Raw genomic sequence first — 17,313 nt, 5'->3', positions numbered from 1 at the left:
TAAGGAAGCAGAACATGCTTAGTCTCTTCAAGCCTGCGGCGCACATCGACAGGCTCCCGGCTGACAAGGTCGATCCCTTCTACAAGCGCATGCGTTGGCAGGTGTTTTTCGGGATCTTCTTCGGTTATGCCGGTTACTACCTGGTACGGAAAAACTTCAGCCTGGCGATGCCTTACCTGATCGAGCAGGGATTCTCTCGCGGTGATTTGGGCCTGGCCCTCTCCGGTGTCTCTATCGCCTATGGTCTGTCCAAGTTCCTGATGGGCAACGTCTCTGACCGTTCCAACGCCCGTTACTTCCTCTCTGCCGGTCTGCTGTTGTCGGCCGGTATCATGTTCATGATGGGTACCATGCACTGGGCAACCTCCAGCATCGCCATCATGTTCGTGCTGTTGTTCCTCAACGGTTGGGCGCAGGGCATGGGCTGGCCGCCTTGCGGGCGCACCATGGTGCACTGGTGGTCACAGAAAGAGCGTGGCGAAGTGGTTGCGGTCTGGAACGTGGCGCACAACGTGGGTGGCGGCATGATTGGTCCGCTGTTTATCCTCGGGATGGGCTGGTTCAACGACTGGCGCAGTGCCTTCTATGTGCCTGCAGCGGCCGCCGCGGCCATTGCGGTGATCGCCTTCTTCGTGATGCGTGATACCCCGCAATCTGTCGGTCTGCCGCCTATTGAAGAGTACAAGGACGACTATCCGAAGGATTACAACGCGAGCCACGAACAGGAGTTTTCCGCCAAGGAGATCTTCGTCAAGTACGTGCTGCACAACAAACTGCTGTGGTACATCGCCATTGCCAACGCCTTCGTTTACCTCATTCGTTACGGTGTGCTGGACTGGGCGCCGACCTACCTGAAAGAGGCCAAGCACTTCACTGTTGATAACTCCTCCTGGGCTTACTTCCTCTACGAGTGGGCCGGTATTCCGGGCACCCTGCTGTGTGGCTGGATCTCTGACAAGATGTTCCAGGGCCGCCGTGCCCCGGCCGGTATCCTGTTTATGGTACTGGTGACTGTGGCTGTGCTGGTCTACTGGCTCAATCCGGCGGGTAACCCCACCGTGGATATGTTGGCGCTGGTCGCCATCGGCTTCCTGATTTACGGCCCGGTTATGCTGATTGGTCTGTATGCCCTTGAGCTGGCACCGAAGAAAGCAGCCGGTACTGCGGCAGGTTTCACCGGTCTGTTCGGTTATCTGGGGGGCGCCGTGGCAGCCAACGCCATGCTGGGCTATACCGTTGACCATTTCGGCTGGGACGGTGGCTTCATGGTATTGACCGCCTCTTGCGTGGTTTCCATCATCCTGCTGGCGATGACCCTCAAGCACGAGAATATTGCTGTAGCGGCCAAGAAAGCGGCTGCCGGTAAGGCATAAAACGTGATCCTCAGCTTATTGATCCCAAAGGGGATCAGGTAAACTGCCAAAAGGCCCCGCACCTGCCGGGGCCTTTTTTTGTCTCATCATCGGAGTGCAAGCGTGAAGCAAACCCAACGACATCTGGAGATCCTGGACGTCCTGACGCGGCAGGGCTTTGTCTCGACCGACGATCTGGTGACCCATTTTGATGTCAGTCCCCAGACTATTCGCCGGGATCTGAACGATCTCGCCGAGCAAAGCAAGATCCGGCGCCATCATGGCGGTGCCTCCCTGCATTCGAGTACCGTCAATACCGCCTACAGTGCCCGCAAAGTGATGCAACTCAAGGAGAAAGAGCGCATTGCCCGTGAGGTAGCGGCCAATATTCCCGACGGTTCATCGCTCTTTATCGATATCGGTACCACCACCGAAGCCATTGCCCGTGCCCTGCTCGATCACCGGGAATTGCGGGTGGTGACCAACAACCTCAACGTGGCTAGCATTCTGACGGCCAAGGATGACTTCACCGTGATCATCGCCGGTGGCGAGATCCGCAACCGCGATGGTGGCATCGTCGGGGAGGCGACCCGTGACTTTATCGGTCAGTTTCGCATGGACTATGGTGTCATCGGGATTTCGGGTATCGACAACGACGGCTCCCTGCTCGATTTCGATTACCACGAAGTAAAAATTGCCCAGGCCATCATTGCCCACTCCCGTCAGGTGTTTCTGGCCGCCGACCATACCAAGTTTGGTCGTAACGCCATGGTCAATCTGGGTAATCTCAACCAGATCCACGCCCTCTTTACCGATCAGGAGCCACCGGAAAGCTTGACGCGATTGATGGAGCAACACCAGATCGCCTGTCACATCTGCTGATCGCGGTGTGAACCTGCGCAGTGCCGGTCGCCCGTTCGGGCGGCCTCCTTTCTTTCTTGTTTCTCTCATTTCATCCCTTTCTGGGTATTGCTAAAACCTGTATTCAATCTGGTTTTTTTGGCTATTAACTCGCCGATTTCAGCCCACCACCTGTTGCTCACCTGACGAGCCCTCCTTGTTCCCTCTGGCGGGCTGTGGCGATCACACTTTCGCTAAAAAATGTTCGTTTGTTGTATTTTCATGTTCTAAAATGAGCGAAATCAAACATTGCTGTTATAGCAATCATAAAAATGAAAGTAGGTGAACATGAGCGAACATTATGATCTGGTTGTCGTCGGTGGCGGCATCAATGGGGTCGGCATCGCAGCCGATGCGGCAGGACGGGGCCTGAAGGTTGCCCTGTTTGAGGCGCAAGATCTCGCCTCTGCCACCTCGTCCAACTCCAGCAAGCTGATCCACGGTGGTTTGCGCTATCTCGAACATTACGAATTCCGGCTGGTGAAAGAGGCGCTGGCGGAGCGGGAAGTGCTGCTCGGCATGGCGCCTCACATCGCCCGCCCCATGCGTTTTCGCCTGCCGCACCGCCCGCACCTGCGTCCGGCCTGGATGATCCGCGCCGGTCTGTTCCTGTATGACAATCTGGCCAAGCGCGACAAGCTCAAGGGGAGCTGTGGTGTGCGCTTGCTGCCACAAGATGGCTTGATCGCCGGCATCAACAAGGGGTTTGAATACTCCGACGCCTGGGTCGACGACGCCCGGCTGGTGGTGCTCAATGCCATGATGGCCCGGGACAAGGGCGCCGATGTGCAGACCCGCACCCGCTGCGTCAAGGCGGTGCGCGGTTCCAAACACTGGACGCTAACGCTGGAGCGGGAAGGGGGCGAGCAGTTCACCGTCACCTGCCGTGGTCTGGTCAATGCGGCCGGTCCCTGGGTCAAGACCTTCTATGACGAGAGCCTGCAAGAGAAATCCCCCCGTGGCATTCGCCTGATCAAGGGCAGCCACATCATAGTGCCGCGCATCCATGAGCGCGAAGAGGCTTATATCCTGCAAAACGAGGACAACCGCATCGTCTTCGTCATCCCCTATCAGCAGGACTATTCGCTGATTGGCACCACCGATGTGGAGCATCACGGCAGCCCGCGCGAAGCCAAGATCAGCGAGGCCGAGATCACCTACCTGTGCAAGGTGGTCAATGCCCACTTCATCCGCCAGATCGCCCCGAAAGATGTGATCTGGACCTATGCCGGGGTACGCCCGCTCTGTGATGACGAGTCAGATTCACCGCAGGCGGTGACCCGTGACTACACCCTTGAACTGTCGGGTGAATCGGACGGCGCACCGCTGCTCTCGGTGTTTGGCGGCAAGCTCACTACCTATCGCAAGCTGGCTCAGGCCGCCTGCAACAAGCTCAAACCCTGGTTCAGCCAGATGGGGGATGACTGGACTGCGACCAGCCGTCTGCCCGGCGGCGAGTTTGACTGCTCGGTGCGTGAGCTGGCCCGCGCCTTTGCGCTGGAATTTGACTGGCTCGACGATCGCAGCGCCCTGCGTATTGCCGAAGCCTATGGCGCCCATGCCCGTCTCTGGCTGAAAGAGGATCGCGGCATTCACTTCGGTGGCGGCCTCTACGAGTCGGAAGTGCGTTATCTTATCGAGCGGGAGTGGGCCTGTTCACTGGACGATATCCTCTGGCGCCGCAGCAAGCTGGGGCTGCGCCTGAATGAGTCAGAGCAGCAGATGCTGCACATCTGGCTCGACCAATATCATCACGCTTTGCGCAAGGCGAGCTGATGAGTGACGGTGGGCAGCAGCGCTGCTGCCCACCGCCATCCACCGAAAATATGCAATCAACCTCTGATAGAACAATTCCCTACACACAATAATAACGAGCATCACATATGAAAAAACTCGCCGTTTCCCTCATCGCTTTGAGCCTTGGGGCCTCCCTCTCATTACCTGTATTTGCTGCCGATGAAGGCAAGGTGGTGATCGCCCACCGCGGCGCTTCCGGCTACCTGCCCGAGCACACCCTTGAGTCCAAGGCGCTGGCCTATGGCATGGGGGCCGACTATCTGGAGCAGGATCTGGTGATGACCAAGGATGACCAGCTGGTGGTGATGCACGATCACTTCCTCGATGGCATCACCGATGTGGCCGAGCGTTTCCCCGGTCGCGCCCGTCCGGACGGGCGCTATTATGTGGTGGATTTCACCCTGGCCGAGGTGCGCTCCCTGCGCATGACAGAGCCGTTCCAGCTGGTGGATGGCAAGCAGGTGCCGGTCTATCCAGCCCGCTTCCCGCTCTGGCAGTCGGACTTCAAGATCCACACCTTCCAGCAGGAGATCGAGATGATCCAGGGGCTCAACAAGAGCACCGGTAAGCACATCGGCATCTACCCGGAGATCAAAGCCCCTTGGCTGTTCCGTCACGAGGGCAAGGACATCTCCAAGGCGGTGCTGAAGGTGCTCAAGGAGTACGGTTACACCGGGAAGGATGACAAGGTCTATCTGCAGTGCTTCGATGCCGACGAGCTCAAGCGCATCAACAGCGAGCTGATGCCTGCCATGGGCATGGACCTGAAACTGGTGCAGCTAATGGCCGAGACCGACTGGAACGAGACCATGGTCTATGATGCCAAGGGCAAGGCGACCCCCTACAACTACGACTGGATGTTCAAGCCGGGTGCCATGAAAACCATCGCCAGCTATGCCGAAGGGATTGGCCCGTGGAAGCCGATGATCGTCACCGAGCCGGGCACCCTGGGCAAGCCGGTCTTCACCGGTATGGTGAAAGAGGCCCACGCGGCGGGGCTGAAAGTACACCCCTATACCTTCCGTCAGGATGAAGGCCAGATCCCGGCCTATGCCAAGGACTTCACCGACTTGCTCAACATCTTCCTCTATCAGGCTGATGTGGACGGGGTGTTCAGCGATTTCCCGGACAAGGCGGTGGCCGTCATCAAGGCTCATGAAGGGGCGGCTAAATAACAGCCAGGCGCCATTTGAATGCAAAGCGAGGCCAATTGGCCTCGCTTTTTGTTTGAGGTTCCCGCAACGGGAGTGTGCGCCCTGTCAGAAAATAGCCAGATCACGTCATGGTGTGCCGGATCTGCATCATTTTACGCAGTTTTTACGTAGCAGACCGCTGGCATGAAATCGGCAGAGCGGTTAGTCTAGCGGCGTTGAAGCAACCCCAAGAGGTACAGATGAAAACCGTATTGCGTTTTAGCCTGCTGGGCGCCTTGTTGTTGGGTGGCCATGCCTTCGCCGCCGAGCCGAAAAAATTTGATATCAGCATGTTCCCAGCCGCTGACGTGAATCAGGAACGTGTGGTGATCCGCCTGCCTGAAGTCGAGAAAGAAGCCGACATGATGGTCGAGCTGCAGGTTGGCAAAAAGATGATGGTTGATTGCAACGTGCCCCGTTTTGCGGGCAACCTTGAACAGCACAGCGTTAAAGGCTGGGGCTACAACTACCTGAAATTGGGTAAGATCTCTGATCCCATCAGCACCCTGATGATGTGCCCGGAAAATCAGCAGAAAGAGACCTTCGTCCAGATTTATGGTCAGGGTTTCTTTGTGAACTACAACTCCAAACTGCCGTTCGTGATCTATGTGCCGCAGGAGTATGACGTGCGTTACCGTTTGTGGCGTGCCGATAACCTGGCACAGCCGGCCATGATTGAATAAGTGCATGTGAACCTGAAATGACATTGGCATCGCTGATGTGATAAATAAAGCGCCGTATGGCGCTTTATTTTTACCTGAAAATCAAGAAAGTGGCCGTGTCGGATGGCGATGGACTTACATAAGCCTGTTATTTATCAACGATTTTTGTGTGTTCTGCCACAAAATCGGCGCAAGCTATGGGGTAAATGGACTTCGATAAAAGATATTTATTAATATAGTGAGAAAATTGATTTTGCACTCGGCGATGGCCTGATGATACTTGCCCGCAAAGGTCAAACTAACCAGAAAAAGAGCACTATGAGCTTCGAATCAGACAAGCGTTTCAATGACTTCAAACATTTTCCCCGTGGCCTGCGTCGCAGTGGTGAATTCACTGTGGCCGAAGCGGACAGTCTGGAAAAATATGGTTCAGCCATGCTGGCACTCTATCAGGGCACGCAGAGTGCCCGTGACGATGTCGAGACGGCTTTCGTCGAGCAGGTCAAATCCGGCGCAGCAGGCACTAATCCCCACGCCAAGGTATGGTTCAAATACCTCAAGGTGATCGGTCCCAAGCGGGTGCATCGCCTCTGTACCGTGGTCGGCGGTGCCAACGAAGAGAGCAGTGGCGGTGCCAGCTTTGATGTCGGTGGCGGCAGTGGCAGTGGCCGCAACAGTGACGAGTCCATGGATTAATGGATACCGAGCTGCTTCGGACTTTTATCGAGGTCAGCAAGACCCGGCACTTTGGCAGGGCGGCAGAAAATCTCTACCTGACCCAGTCGGCGGTCAGTTTCAGGATCCGCCAGCTCGAGCAGCAATTGGGTGTCAGTCTGTTTGCCCGTCATCGCAACAACATTCGTCTGACCGCTTCCGGCGAGCGTTTGTTGCCTTATGCGGATGCCATCTTGCACACCCTTGGCCGTGCCAAGCAGGATGTGGCGCTCTCGCCAGGATTCAGCCAGCAGTTGGCCATCGGTGCTCCCGCGGTGTTCTGGGAGCTCGATTTCAACGACTGGCTCAATCACATCTATGCGCTGGCGCCCGGGTTGGCGGTGCGGCTGGAAACTGCTTCCCGCGAACACCTCTGCCGCCAGTTGCTGGAGCGCTCCCTCGATCTGGCCCTGCTCTCCGAGCCCACCAAAATCGACGAGATTGCCCTGCATCCTATTGGTGAGCTGGTGTTCGAGCTGGTGAGCCGAGATCCGGCGGCCAATGCCGATAACCTGATGCAGATGCCTCATATCCATCTTGATTGGGGCACCAGCTTCGAGCCACAGCCGAGCCGTCTGCAGAGTCTGCAAAAGACTCCGGTGCTGCACTCCAGCTCCGCCAGCATGGCATTGCAGTTCGTGCTGGCCAACGGTGGCGCCGCCTATCTGCCCCGGCGGATGGTCAGTCCCTTCCTCGAGCAGGGAGCGCTTCATCTGGTTGAGGGTGGGCACGCCTTGAGTCGTCCGCTCTATCTCGCCTATCTGGAGAAATCCGATCGGCGGGAGCTGATTGATCAGTTGCTGACCCTGCCACTGGGTTGGCACGATGCCGAGCTGCGGCTCAATATCGAATAAGCGTCGCACCCTTATCAAGCAAGAGCCCACCACCATGGTGGGCTCTTCTGTTAGGACACAATTGCAGGGAGCAAGGTCACGTAATTGGCGCGGAAGGCTTGGCGTCATCAGCGGGTAACGGTACCTTTTCAGGCTGTTTATCCGATTGGCTGTTTACAGGGATGGATTGCAATTGATCGACTTTAGTCACCCCGAATGGCGGGCGTTGGCGCAGCAGTTGCTGGAACACGCGCCAGCAGTGATCCGCGGCCGTCAGTGGCAGCCGCTGGTGGGCTTGCTCAGGGACAACCAGCTGCTGCTGGCGGTGGGCCAGCATCGCTATGAGCTGACCCCGGCCGGTCGGCGCTATCTCACCCGCGAGCTGATGCTGGCCGAGATCGCCACCGCCCCCCCTGAGCCCGAGGAGTGGCTGCATGCTCAGGGCTGGCAGCTGAGGGAGCTGGTCAACGAGCGGGTGCTGGCTGCGCTCTATCGCAAGTCAGAGGTGAACTTCTCCCCTAACGAGCAGATCGACTTTGAGGATAAAGGTATTCGGCTCTGTGCCGATCAGCTGTTGCGCTTGCGCGCCGCCCAGCCGTTCAGCCTCTTTTTCAGCAGTGGTACTCTGATCGACGCAGCGCCCTGGTTACAGGCGCTCGGGGAGCTGGCTCTGCCGGAGCGGACCCTGGCTGGCCTTGGCAAGATCCTCTGGGGGGAGGGGGACATTGCGCGGGTGATCACCACCGACAGTGTCGGCGCCTTTGCCGAGCTGCCCGTTGATGCCGGCACCTTGCTGGTGTGGGCCCCGCCATCGGCCCCCCTTGCCCTGCAACAGGTGGTGGCGGCTTTGCCGCCCAAGGTGCAGTGGAGTCATCTCACCGCCCTCGATCCTGCCGGGGTGGATCGGCTGCAGGCGCTGGCCCAGCGGCTCGGCCGCCCGGCCAGCTGGTGGTTGCCCCGTGATCTGGCACCTATCCTCAGCGCGTATGCCCAACCCTTGACGGATCCTCGGCCCTGGGAACCAAGCCGGATCCCCAAGTCATTGTTAGCAGTTTGTAGCGGTTTGGTTGAGTCCAATGGTGGCTTGTCGGCCGAGGTGTGCGCATTGGCGCCAGCCTGGCATGCAGTTGGTTGAAATTGGCCTGTAAGCGAGCCAAAAAGCGGTTTTCCCCCATTGAACGCGATGATATAAAGAGTTGACGAAGCGCTTGCCATCGGCCGAATCGTGCTTCGCTTGCCAACATGTTCAGTCATCCAACGCACTCAACGGAATACAGGGAATACCATGTTTGAAAAGGTTGTTGCCGCCCCAGCGGATCCGATCCTGGGCCTGACCGAAGCCTTCCGCGCTGACTCTCGCAGCCACAAGATCAATCTGGGGGTCGGGATCTACAAGGATGAGACCGGTGCCACCCCAATCCTTCACTGTGTCAAGAAAGCCGAGCAGAAGCTGCTGACTGACGAGAAGACCAAGAATTACCTCGGTATTGAAGGCAATATCGAATATGGCCGCATCGTGCAGCAACTGCTGTTCGGGCAGAATTCCGCACTGGTTGCCAGCGGTCGTGCCAAAACAGCCCAAGCACCGGGCGGCACCGGGGCCCTGCGTATCGCTGCCGAATTCGTGGTGCGCAACGGTCTGGCCAAGACCATCTGGATCTCCGATCCCACCTGGGCCAACCACGTCAGCGTATTCCAGGCCGCAGGTCTGACCGTCAAGTGGTACAAGTATTATGATGCCGCCACCAAGGGGCTCGACTTTGCCGCCATGCAGGCCTCACTGGCGGAAGTACAGCCGGGTGAGCTGGTGCTGCTGCACGGTTGCTGCCACAACCCGACCGGTATCGACCCCACCAGCGATCAGTGGCGCGCGCTGGCCAAGCAGAGTGCTGCCGCTGGCTGGCTGCCAATGTTTGACTTTGCCTATCAGGGCTTTGCCCGTGGTATCGAAGAGGATGCCGAAGGTCTGCGTATCTTCGCCGAGTGCCACGACGAGCTGCTGGTGGCGAGCTCTTTTTCCAAGAACTTCGGCCTCTATAACGAACGGGTCGGCGCCTTCACCCTGGTGAGCGCGACCAAAGAGATCGCCGATGTGGCCTTCACTCAGGTCAAGACTGTGATCCGTGCCAACTACTCCAACCCGCCGTCACACGGTGCTGCAGTGGTCACCGCCGTGGTGAGCGATCCGGCTCTCTATGCCGAGTGGGTTGAAGAAGTGGCCGCGATGCGGGTGCGTATTCGCGAGATGCGCGAGCTGTTGGTGGAAAAACTGGCAGCCCTCGGTGTGAGCCAGGATTTCAGCTTTATCCGCGAGCAGAACGGCATGTTCTCCTTCTCCGGTCTCTCCAAGGATCAGGTTGCGCGCCTCAACAGCGAATTCGCCATCTACATCGTCGGCTCCGGCCGGATCAGCGTGGCCGGTATTACCCGTGCCAATATCGATCCCCTGTGCGAGGCGATCGCCAAGGTGCTGTAACCCCATCACCTTGTGCTCATGCGGCACTATGCCATGAAAAAGCCCGTCACCTTGGTGACGGGCTTTTTTGATCGCCAAGTGCTGATCGCCAAATGTTGATCGACAAACAATGGAAAGGGCGATTCAGTGGTGACGAGCGCCTTGCCACAGTTTGCGCAACTGCAGTAGCAGCGCGGTCAGGGCGCCGCCGCTCAGGGCAGTCAACACCGCCAGCAGCAGGCTGCCGAGCAGGAACGGGGGCACCAGGGTTACCGCCTCCTGCTCCAGCCAGTGGAGGGTCCAGCTAAGGTGGAAAGGCTCTGGCGTCTGGTGCAGCACCAGACAACCGGTGCGATAGGCGTAGAGATACATGAACGGCAAGGTCAGCGGATTGTTGAACCAGACAGCCAGCAGGGCCAGCGGCAGGTTGAGGCTGAATGCCAGCGCCAGTCCGACGGCGATGAGCGAATGCATCGGGATGGGGATCCAGCAGGCGAAGATCCCGGCCGCTACCGCGCCACTGAGGGCTCGGGAGCCCCCTTGCCACAGCGCGGGTGCCAGCAACCGCTCACCAAACAGCGCAAACCATTTTTGCTGGCGCAGGGTGTCGGGGTCTATTTTGAAGCGGGCAAACCAGCGACTCAGCATGCGCGTGCTACCTTGCGCTTTTGCCACTGACGCACCGTGCTGATCCGCCAGAAGGTGCGGATCAGGGTGTAGCCGATGAGGGAGCTCAGCAGGGCCAGTATCAGCGATCCCATCAACAGCGGCGGCGCTATCGTCCCCAGCACCGAGACCAGCCAATCCCAGGTGAACTCAATCTCGATCTGCTGTGCCGAATGTCCCAGCAGCTGGCAACCGACCAGATAGGCGCCATAGAGCAGGGGCGGCATGGTGAAGGGGTTGGAGAGCCAGACCAGCGCCACTGACAGTGGTAAGTTGACCCGAAACAGGATGGCACCCCCGGCGGCCAGCAACATCTGGCAGGGCAGTGGCACCCAGGCTATGAACAGGCCTACCGCAAATGCACCTGCGGCAGAGCGTCGATTGAGATGCCAGAGATTGGCGTCGAGCAGCAGTTTGCCGAACAGTCGCAAGTGCTTGTGTTCTTTCAAGGTTTGTTGATCGGGCATCCAGCGTTTTATGAGTCGTTTGGGCATATTGAAACCTTGCTAAATACTTATCCCATGGATCTGCGTCTATTGTCGTTTGCCCTGGGGGCAAGCTCCTCACTGCTCTGGCCATGGTTACCTTCACTCGCATGGGGGGGCCTGTTGCTGTCCCTGCTGGCTCCCCTTGCATATTACCGCGCCTGGCGGTTGTTGTTTCTCCTGCTTGGTATCCTCTGGATGCAAGCCAACCTTGCCTATCGGCTGACGTGGTTGAACCAGCTTGGAGAGCAAACAAGCCACATCATAACCGCGCAGCTGCAAAGTGCAGAGCCCGAGGGGGATAAATTTGTCCGGCTGCTGCTGCGGGTGAGCACCCTTGACGCACAACCGGTGACACCTGAGCCCCTGATCCGGGTCAATGCTTATCAGGCATTGCCAGCCATGACTGTGGGCAGCCGGATCACCCTGGTCACTTCGCTGAAACCGGCCCACGGTCTTGCCAACGAGGCCGGGCTGGATGGGCGGCGTCTGCTGCTGGGCAAGGGGATCACCGCCACCGGCAATCTGCGCCGGGTGATCGCCATTGAGCCAGTGGCCGCGGGCTGGCGTGAACGCTGGTTGGGAGCGGCGACCGAGAGTTGGCGTCCGCTTGACCATGCGCCCTTGCTGGCGGCCCTCACCTTTGGTGAGCAGAGTGGCATCACGGATGCCCAGTGGGAGCTGTTTCGCGGCAGCGGCCTGACTCATATCATCGCTATTTCAGGGCAACATATTGCGCTGGTGGCGGTGCTCGGGTGGTGGCTGGGGCGTTTGTTTGGCCTGCGTGGCGCCATTGTCACGTCCCTGCTGTTTGCTGCCGTCTATAGCGCGCTGGCAGGATTTGCGGTGGCCACCGAGCGGGCCCTGATCATGGTGCTGGTGTGGAGTGTGCTGCGCTGGAGCCGGCGGGAGTGGCCCGCCTGGCGCATCTGGTTGTGGGCCTTTGTAGTGCTGACCCTCTGGGATCCCTTCGCCCTCTATTCGGCCGGGTTCTGGCTCTCGTTTCTGGCGGTGGCCATTTTGTTGCTGGTGGGATATTTCCACCACAAGCCCGGGTTGTGGCAGATCCAGCTCTGGTTACTGCTCGGCCTGTTGCCACTGCAGTTGGCGCTATTTGAGGGAATCGCGCCGCTGGCCATGGTGATCAACCTGCTGGCGGTGCCGCTCTTTTGTATTGCCATCATACCGCTGGCGCTGATTGGCGTGCTGCTGGCACCGCTCTCCACTTCGCTCGCCTATGGCCTGTTCTGGCTGGCGGATCTGGGGCTGGGGTGGGTGCTGGCCACGTTGAGCTGGTTGGCCGGTCAGTTGCAACTGTGGTGGCCACTGCCAGGCTGGTGGCTGCCGCTCTGTGCCCTGCTGTTGCTGCTCTGGTTCGGTTGGCAGTGGCGCCCCGCACGCTGGATCTGGCTGCCGGGCGTCCTTGCGCTGGTGTTGGCGTGCTGGCCTGCACCGGCCCGCTGGCAACTGCGGGTACTGGATGTGGGGCAGGGGCTGGCGGTGCTGATCAGCAAGGGCGATCGCGCCATCCTCTATGACACCGGTGATCGCTATCCCGGTGGCTATAACATGGCGGATGCGGTGATCTTGCCCCAGTTGAGCCGTCTGGGTATCAGAGTGATCGATCGTCTCATCATCAGCCACAAGGATCGGGATCATGCCGGTAATCGCAGGCGGCTGCTCAGCGCCATGCCGGTGCGCCATGAGACCTCATCTTATCCCTTCAGCGAGGGAACCACCCTTTGCCAGCGTGGGCAACAGTGGCGCTGGCAGGGGCTCGCGTTTGCGGTGCTCTGGCCCGAACACCCGGGCGGTGGGCGTAACAACGATGGCTGCGTGGTACGGATCAGCGATGGCGAGCGCAGCATATTACTGAGCGCCGATATCGAACGGCAGGCCGAACAGCGACTGGTGGCGCTGGAAGGCGAGGGGCTGGCCAGCACCCTGTTGGTTAGCCCGCACCATGGCAGCCGCAGCTCTTCCACCCCACCGTTTGTGGCGGCGGTGGCGGCCCGAGAGGTGGTCCATAGCGCCGGTTTCAGGAACCAGTGGCACTTTCCCCGTCCCGAGGTGGTGGCCCGTTATCAGAATGCTCGCCAGTGGATCACCGGTCAGCAGGGGGCGATATTGGTCGAGCCAACAGCTGAAGGCTTGCGTGTCACGGCCGAGCGTGATGATGGCCCCTGGTATCGGCGCAGTGGCGACTGGTGGCGGCCGAAGCGGTGGTTTGACCAATAAATAGTCACTTCCGGTGTGGATGGTGGTCATATCCAAGGCGGCACTTGGTGGAAACCCAAGCTTTGGCTAGAATGGCGCGTCATTTCCATTACTAACGGCTATTCATGCAACAAGAAACCTCACAAGAGAGCTGGCCAGTATTCAAACGCCTGCTCGGCTATGTCCGGGACCGCAAGCTGGGCCTGGTTGGTGGCATCATCGGGATGCTGGGCTATGCCGCCGTGGATACCACCTTCGTCTACTCCATCAAACCGTTGATCGATCAGGGCCTCAATGGCAATGACAGCAGCGTATTGAAATGGATGCCTTTCTTCGTTCTCGGCATTGTGGCGCTGCGCGGTTGCGCCGCTTTCCTCTCCAACTATTGCATGGCCTGGGTCGGCAACCATGTGGTGATGCGGCTGCAGCAGCAGGTTTTTAGCCACCTGATGGCGATGCCCATGAGCTTCTTTGACCGCCAGAATACCGGCAACTTGCTCTCCAAAGTGACCTATGACGCAGGCCAGGTATCCTCTGCTGCCAGCTCAACCCTGGTATCGCTGGTGCGAGAGGGGGCCACAGTGGTGGGTCTGCTGGGGCTGATGTTCTGGCACTCCTGGCAGCTGTCAGTGATCTTCCTGGTGGTGGGCCCGGTGGTGGGGATCCTGATTGGCCTGATCAGCCGACGCTTTCGCCAGATCAGCCGCCATATTCAGCAAGCGGTGGGAGACATCACTACCTCTACCGAGCAGATGCTCAAAGGTCATAAAGAGGTGCTGATGTTTGGTGGTCAGCAGGTGGAAGACAAGCGCTTCTTCACCGTCAGCAACCGGATGCGTCAGCAGACCATGAAGATGGTCGCGGCCGATGCCATCGGCAGTCCTATCGTCCAGATGGTGGCCTCGGTCGCGCTGGCGACATTCCTCTATGTGGCGACCATCGACAGCGTCAAGGCGACCCTGACCGCCGGTACTTTTACCGTCATGGTCACCTCCATGATGATGCTGCTCAAGCCGCTGAAAAGCCTGACTGACGTCAACAACCAGTTCCAGCGCGGTATCACCGCCTGTCAGAGCCTGTTCGGCCTGCTCGATTCCACCCCGGAAGAGGATTCAGGGACCCGTACTCTGGCGCGCGCCCGCGGCGAAATCGAGTTTCGCAACGTCACCTTTAGCTACCCGACCAAAGAGACACCGGCGCTGCACAATGTCAGCTTCAAGGTCGAGGCGGGTAAATCGGTGGCGCTGGTGGGCCGCTCCGGCTCCGGCAAGAGCACCATCGCCAGCCTGTTGACCCGTTTCTACGATATCGAACAGGGCGAAATTCTGCTCGATGGCGTCAACATTCGCGAATACAAGTTGAGTGAGCTGCGCAAGCAGTACGCGCTGGTCTCCCAGCATGTGCACCTGTTCAATGACTCGGTGGCCAATAACATTGCCTATGCCGCCGAAGAGCGCTACAGCCTGGACGAGATCCAGCAGGCTGCCCGCATTGCCCATGCCGATGAGTTTGTGCGCAAGATGCCGGAGGGTTACGACACAGTGGTGGGCGAGAACGGGGCATCGCTGTCTGGTGGTCAGCGCCAGCGTATCGCCATCGCCCGCGCCCTGCTGCGCGATGCACCTGTGCTGCTGCTCGATGAGGCGACTTCGGCGCTCGATACCGAGTCAGAGCGCCACATTCAGGCTGCCATCGACGAGCTGTGCAAAGCGCGCACCTCGCTGATGATCGCCCACCGTCTCTCTACCATCGAGAAGGCGGACGAGATCCTGGTGATCGACGAGGGTCATATCGTTGAGCGCGGCAACCATGAAACCTTGATGGCCATGCAGGGCACCTATGCCCAGCTGCGGGCCATCCAGTTTGGGAGCGCGTCACTGGGAACCAAGGCCTAATGCTGCAACAGCTTTGGTACGGCAACAGTGGCTGGCGCTGGTTGCTAGCCCCCTTTGCCCTGCTGTTCGCCATCATCAGCGGCACCCGCCGCTACGCCTATCGTCACGGCTGGCGCAAGGGGTATCGCTCCTCCTTGCCGGTGATGGTGGTGGGCAATATTTCGGTGGGTGGCAACGGCAAGACCCCGGTAGTGGTCTGGCTAGTGGAGCAATTGCAAGCCCGTGGTTTTCGCCCCGGGGTGGTGAGTCGGGGTTATGGTGGCAAGGCGCCCCATTACCCTTATCGGCTGGATGAGACCAGCACCACGGCGCAGGCGGGAGATGAACCCGTGTTGATCGCCCGGCGTTGCGGTTGCCCGGTAGTGGTTGCACCGAAACGGGCCGACGCGGTACGGCTGCTGGAGCAGAGCGGTGAGGTGGATATCATCATCACTGATGACGGTCTGCAGCACTATGCACTGGCCCGCGACATCGAGCTGGTGGTGGTGGATGGTACCCGCCGTTTTGGCAATGCCTGTCTGCTCCCCATGGGACCGTTGCGCGAGCCGGTCACCCGTTTGAAGCGGGTTGACGCCATCATCTGCAATGGTGGCGAGCCGGGCAAGGGGGAGTATCCCATGCAACTGGTGGCCGATGCCCCGCGGCGGGTGCGCGATGATGCCCCGTTGGCGGCGCAACTGTCGGGCCCGGTCGATGCCCTGGCAGGCATTGGTCATCCCCCCCGTTTCTTTGCCACCCTGGAGGGATTGGGCTACGCACTGGATCAGCAGGTCGCTTACGGGGATCACCACCCCTTCGATCGCAGCGAGCTGGTGGGGCGCTTTGCCGCCAAGCCGCTACTGATGACCGAAAAGGATGCGGTCAAATGCCGCGCGTTTGCCCTCGATAACTGGTGGTATCTGCCGGTCAGCGCCCAATTGCCGGCTCCCCTGCTCGATACCCTGCTGCAGAAATTGAAATTGGTGAAAGCACCCAATGCGGGTGCCGGGATTTAACATATCGGATTGCTCGACATCATAGCTGGCCGGGTTGTGTGGCTGGCTCGACATCGTTGAAGGAGTATCGTTTTGGCATTAGATATCAAGTTGCTCGACATCATCGCCTGCCCGGTCTGCAAGGGTAAGTTGCACTACAACAAAGCTGTTCATGAGCTGGTTTGCCGCTTCGACAAGCTGGCCTATCCGCTGGAAGAGGGGATCCCGGTGCTGTTGGAAAACCGCGCCCGCCTGCTCAATAGCGATGAGCTGCCATCATGAGTTTCGTGGTCGTCATTCCAGCCCGCTATGCGTCAACCCGCTTGCCGGGCAAGCCGCTGGCGGATATCCATGGCAAGCCTATGGTGCAGCATGTAGTTGAAAAAGCGCTGCAATCTGGCGCCGACAGGGTGATTGTCGCCACCGATGATCAGCGAGTCGCGCAGGCGTTGGCGGCGACCGGTGTTGAGGTGTGCATGACCTCACCGGATCACCAGTCCGGCACCGAGCGTCTGGCCGAAGTGTGCCGTCACTACGGCTTTGCTGCCGATACCATCATCGTCAACGTGCAGGGGGATGAACCGCTCATTCCGCCCGCCATCATTCGTCAGGTGGCCGACAATCTGGCCGCCGCCACGGCACCCATGGCCACGCTGTCGGTGCCGATCAAGGATGCCGAAGAGGCGTTCAATCCCAATGCGGTCAAGGTAGTGACTGACAAGGATGGCTACGCCCTCTACTTCAGTCGCGCGTGCATTCCCTGGGATCGGGACCGATTTGCTGCCAGAGATCGCGCTGCCGGGAGCCACGAGCAGATTGGCGGCCACTATCAGCGCCATATCGGCATCTACGCCTATCGCGCCGGATTCATCCAGCGTTATGTGGACTGGGCTCCGAGCGTGTTGGAGCAGGTCGAAGCGCTGGAGCAGCTGCGGGTGCTCTGGTACGGCGAGAAGATCCACGTTGCCCAGGCCCTTGAAGCCCCGCCGGTAGGGGTAGATACCCAAGCCGATCTGGAGAAGGTGCGCGCATTGTTGGCCAAGTGATGGCAAGGACGTGAAGATTAAGGAACAACGGTGTCGCCAGACACCGTTTTTTGTTTTTAATATTTATATAATTATTTGATTTTAAACATCAATAACGGGTTTTCTCAAACTTTTGGCGGACATG

16 protein-coding genes are annotated in these 17,313 nt (G+C 59.0%); 14 read left to right on the top strand and 2 right to left on the bottom strand.

The window, feature by feature from the left end; all coding sequences use genetic code 11:
• Positions 1-14: 14 nt before the first annotated feature.
• The 9 genes from glpT (at position 15) to ACY8FN_RS16820 (ending at position 9,927) form a co-directional block, all read left to right on the top strand.
• Positions 15-1,373, top strand: coding sequence for a glycerol-3-phosphate transporter (gene glpT, locus ACY8FN_RS16860; RefSeq protein WP_068977473.1), 1,359 nt, complete (start codon positions 15-17; stop codon positions 1,371-1,373).
• Positions 1,374-1,475: 102 nt separating this feature from the next.
• Positions 1,476-2,234: a DeoR/GlpR family transcriptional regulator gene (locus ACY8FN_RS16855; protein ID WP_068977472.1), complete on the top strand. Its 759-nt coding sequence runs from the start codon at positions 1,476-1,478 to the stop codon at positions 2,232-2,234.
• 306 nt (positions 2,235-2,540) lie between these two features.
• On the top strand, positions 2,541-4,028 hold the full coding sequence (glpD, locus tag ACY8FN_RS16850) for a glycerol-3-phosphate dehydrogenase (protein ID WP_463100649.1): 1,488 nt from the start codon (positions 2,541-2,543) through the stop codon (positions 4,026-4,028).
• Positions 4,029-4,135: 107 nt separating this feature from the next.
• Entirely contained in the window at positions 4,136-5,224 is a 1,089-nt protein-coding gene (gene glpQ, locus ACY8FN_RS16845; protein ID WP_463100648.1) for a glycerophosphodiester phosphodiesterase, read from the top strand.
• A gap of 218 nt (positions 5,225-5,442) precedes the next feature.
• A complete protein-coding gene (gene eco / locus ACY8FN_RS16840) occupies positions 5,443-5,925 on the top strand; it encodes a serine protease inhibitor ecotin (RefSeq protein ID WP_042018918.1) in 483 nt (160 codons plus the stop codon).
• Between the two features lie 297 nt (positions 5,926-6,222).
• A complete protein-coding gene (locus tag ACY8FN_RS16835; protein WP_438578411.1) occupies positions 6,223-6,600 on the top strand; it encodes a MaoP family protein in 378 nt (125 codons plus the stop codon).
• Positions 6,600-7,472, top strand: coding sequence for an HTH-type transcriptional regulator HdfR (gene hdfR / locus ACY8FN_RS16830; RefSeq protein WP_068977468.1), 873 nt, complete (start codon positions 6,600-6,602; stop codon positions 7,470-7,472). Before ACY8FN_RS16835 ends, hdfR begins: the two co-directional genes overlap by 1 nt.
• Positions 7,473-7,644: 172 nt before the next feature.
• Positions 7,645-8,586 carry a hypothetical protein gene (locus tag ACY8FN_RS16825; RefSeq protein ID WP_463100647.1) on the top strand — a complete coding sequence of 314 codons (942 nt, stop codon included), beginning with the start codon at positions 7,645-7,647 and terminating at the stop codon, positions 8,584-8,586.
• 150 nt (positions 8,587-8,736) lie between these two features.
• On the top strand, positions 8,737-9,927 hold the full coding sequence (locus tag ACY8FN_RS16820) for an amino acid aminotransferase (protein ID WP_463100646.1): 1,191 nt from the start codon (positions 8,737-8,739) through the stop codon (positions 9,925-9,927).
• Between the two features lie 123 nt (positions 9,928-10,050).
• Here the strand turns inward: ACY8FN_RS16820 and ACY8FN_RS16815 are convergent, their stop codons facing one another.
• On the bottom strand, positions 10,051-10,554 hold the full coding sequence (locus ACY8FN_RS16815; RefSeq protein WP_042018923.1) for a DUF2062 domain-containing protein: 504 nt from the start codon (positions 10,552-10,554) through the stop codon (positions 10,051-10,053).
• The gene (locus ACY8FN_RS16810) at positions 10,548-11,066 is read right to left on the bottom strand and encodes a DUF2062 domain-containing protein (protein WP_463100645.1); all 519 of its coding nucleotides are present in this window, start codon (positions 11,064-11,066) and stop codon (positions 10,548-10,550) included. The genes ACY8FN_RS16815 and ACY8FN_RS16810 overlap by 7 nt, the downstream gene beginning before the upstream one ends.
• A gap of 27 nt (positions 11,067-11,093) precedes the next feature.
• On the opposite strand from ACY8FN_RS16810, the gene ACY8FN_RS16805 reads away from it, so the two are divergent.
• The 5 genes from ACY8FN_RS16805 to kdsB all read left to right on the top strand — a co-directional run bounded on the left by ACY8FN_RS16805 (position 11,094) and on the right by kdsB (position 17,189).
• Positions 11,094-13,295 (top strand): DNA internalization-related competence protein ComEC/Rec2, encoded by a 2,202-nt coding sequence (locus ACY8FN_RS16805; protein WP_463100644.1) that lies wholly within the window; start codon positions 11,094-11,096, stop codon positions 13,293-13,295.
• Between the two features lie 104 nt (positions 13,296-13,399).
• Complete coding sequence (gene msbA / locus ACY8FN_RS16800) at positions 13,400-15,169, top strand: lipid A ABC transporter ATP-binding protein/permease MsbA (RefSeq protein WP_098969732.1); 1,770 nt, start codon at positions 13,400-13,402, stop codon at positions 15,167-15,169.
• Positions 15,169-16,164 (top strand): tetraacyldisaccharide 4'-kinase, encoded by a 996-nt coding sequence (gene lpxK / locus ACY8FN_RS16795; protein ID WP_463100643.1) that lies wholly within the window; start codon positions 15,169-15,171, stop codon positions 16,162-16,164. Before msbA ends, lpxK begins: the two co-directional genes overlap by 1 nt.
• Before the next feature lie 72 nt (positions 16,165-16,236).
• Entirely contained in the window at positions 16,237-16,425 is a 189-nt protein-coding gene (locus tag ACY8FN_RS16790; protein WP_042018929.1) for a Trm112 family protein, read from the top strand.
• Entirely contained in the window at positions 16,422-17,189 is a 768-nt protein-coding gene (gene kdsB, locus ACY8FN_RS16785; protein ID WP_463100642.1) for a 3-deoxy-manno-octulosonate cytidylyltransferase, read from the top strand. The genes ACY8FN_RS16790 and kdsB overlap by 4 nt, the downstream gene beginning before the upstream one ends.
• The last annotated feature ends 124 nt before the right edge of the window (positions 17,190-17,313 follow it).

This window comes from Aeromonas sp. 160P (assembly GCF_055193095.1).
This window is presented reverse-complemented; position numbering and strand designations above follow the sequence as displayed.

Excerpts from the sequence above, each read along its gene's own strand:
- glpT (WP_068977473.1), top strand. The coding sequence starts at position 15 with ATGCTTAGTCTCTTCAAGCCTGCGGCGCACATCGACAGGCTCCCGGCT.
- glpD (WP_463100649.1), top strand. The coding sequence starts at position 2,541 with ATGAGCGAACATTATGATCTGGTTGTCGTCGGTGGCGGCATCAATGGG.
- kdsB (WP_463100642.1), top strand. The coding sequence starts at position 16,422 with ATGAGTTTCGTGGTCGTCATTCCAGCCCGCTATGCGTCAACCCGCTTG.
- eco (WP_042018918.1), top strand. The coding sequence starts at position 5,443 with ATGAAAACCGTATTGCGTTTTAGCCTGCTGGGCGCCTTGTTGTTGGGT.
- ACY8FN_RS16810 (WP_463100645.1), bottom strand. The coding sequence starts at position 11,066 with ATGCCCAAACGACTCATAAAACGCTGGATGCCCGATCAACAAACCTTG.
- ACY8FN_RS16815 (WP_042018923.1), bottom strand. The coding sequence starts at position 10,554 with ATGCTGAGTCGCTGGTTTGCCCGCTTCAAAATAGACCCCGACACCCTG.
- hdfR (WP_068977468.1), top strand. The coding sequence starts at position 6,600 with ATGGATACCGAGCTGCTTCGGACTTTTATCGAGGTCAGCAAGACCCGG.
- ACY8FN_RS16820 (WP_463100646.1), top strand. The coding sequence starts at position 8,737 with ATGTTTGAAAAGGTTGTTGCCGCCCCAGCGGATCCGATCCTGGGCCTG.
- ACY8FN_RS16835 (WP_438578411.1), top strand. The coding sequence starts at position 6,223 with ATGAGCTTCGAATCAGACAAGCGTTTCAATGACTTCAAACATTTTCCC.
- msbA (WP_098969732.1), top strand. The coding sequence starts at position 13,400 with ATGCAACAAGAAACCTCACAAGAGAGCTGGCCAGTATTCAAACGCCTG.
- ACY8FN_RS16805 (WP_463100644.1), top strand. The coding sequence starts at position 11,094 with ATGGATCTGCGTCTATTGTCGTTTGCCCTGGGGGCAAGCTCCTCACTG.
- lpxK (WP_463100643.1), top strand. The coding sequence starts at position 15,169 with ATGCTGCAACAGCTTTGGTACGGCAACAGTGGCTGGCGCTGGTTGCTA.
- glpQ (WP_463100648.1), top strand. The coding sequence starts at position 4,136 with ATGAAAAAACTCGCCGTTTCCCTCATCGCTTTGAGCCTTGGGGCCTCC.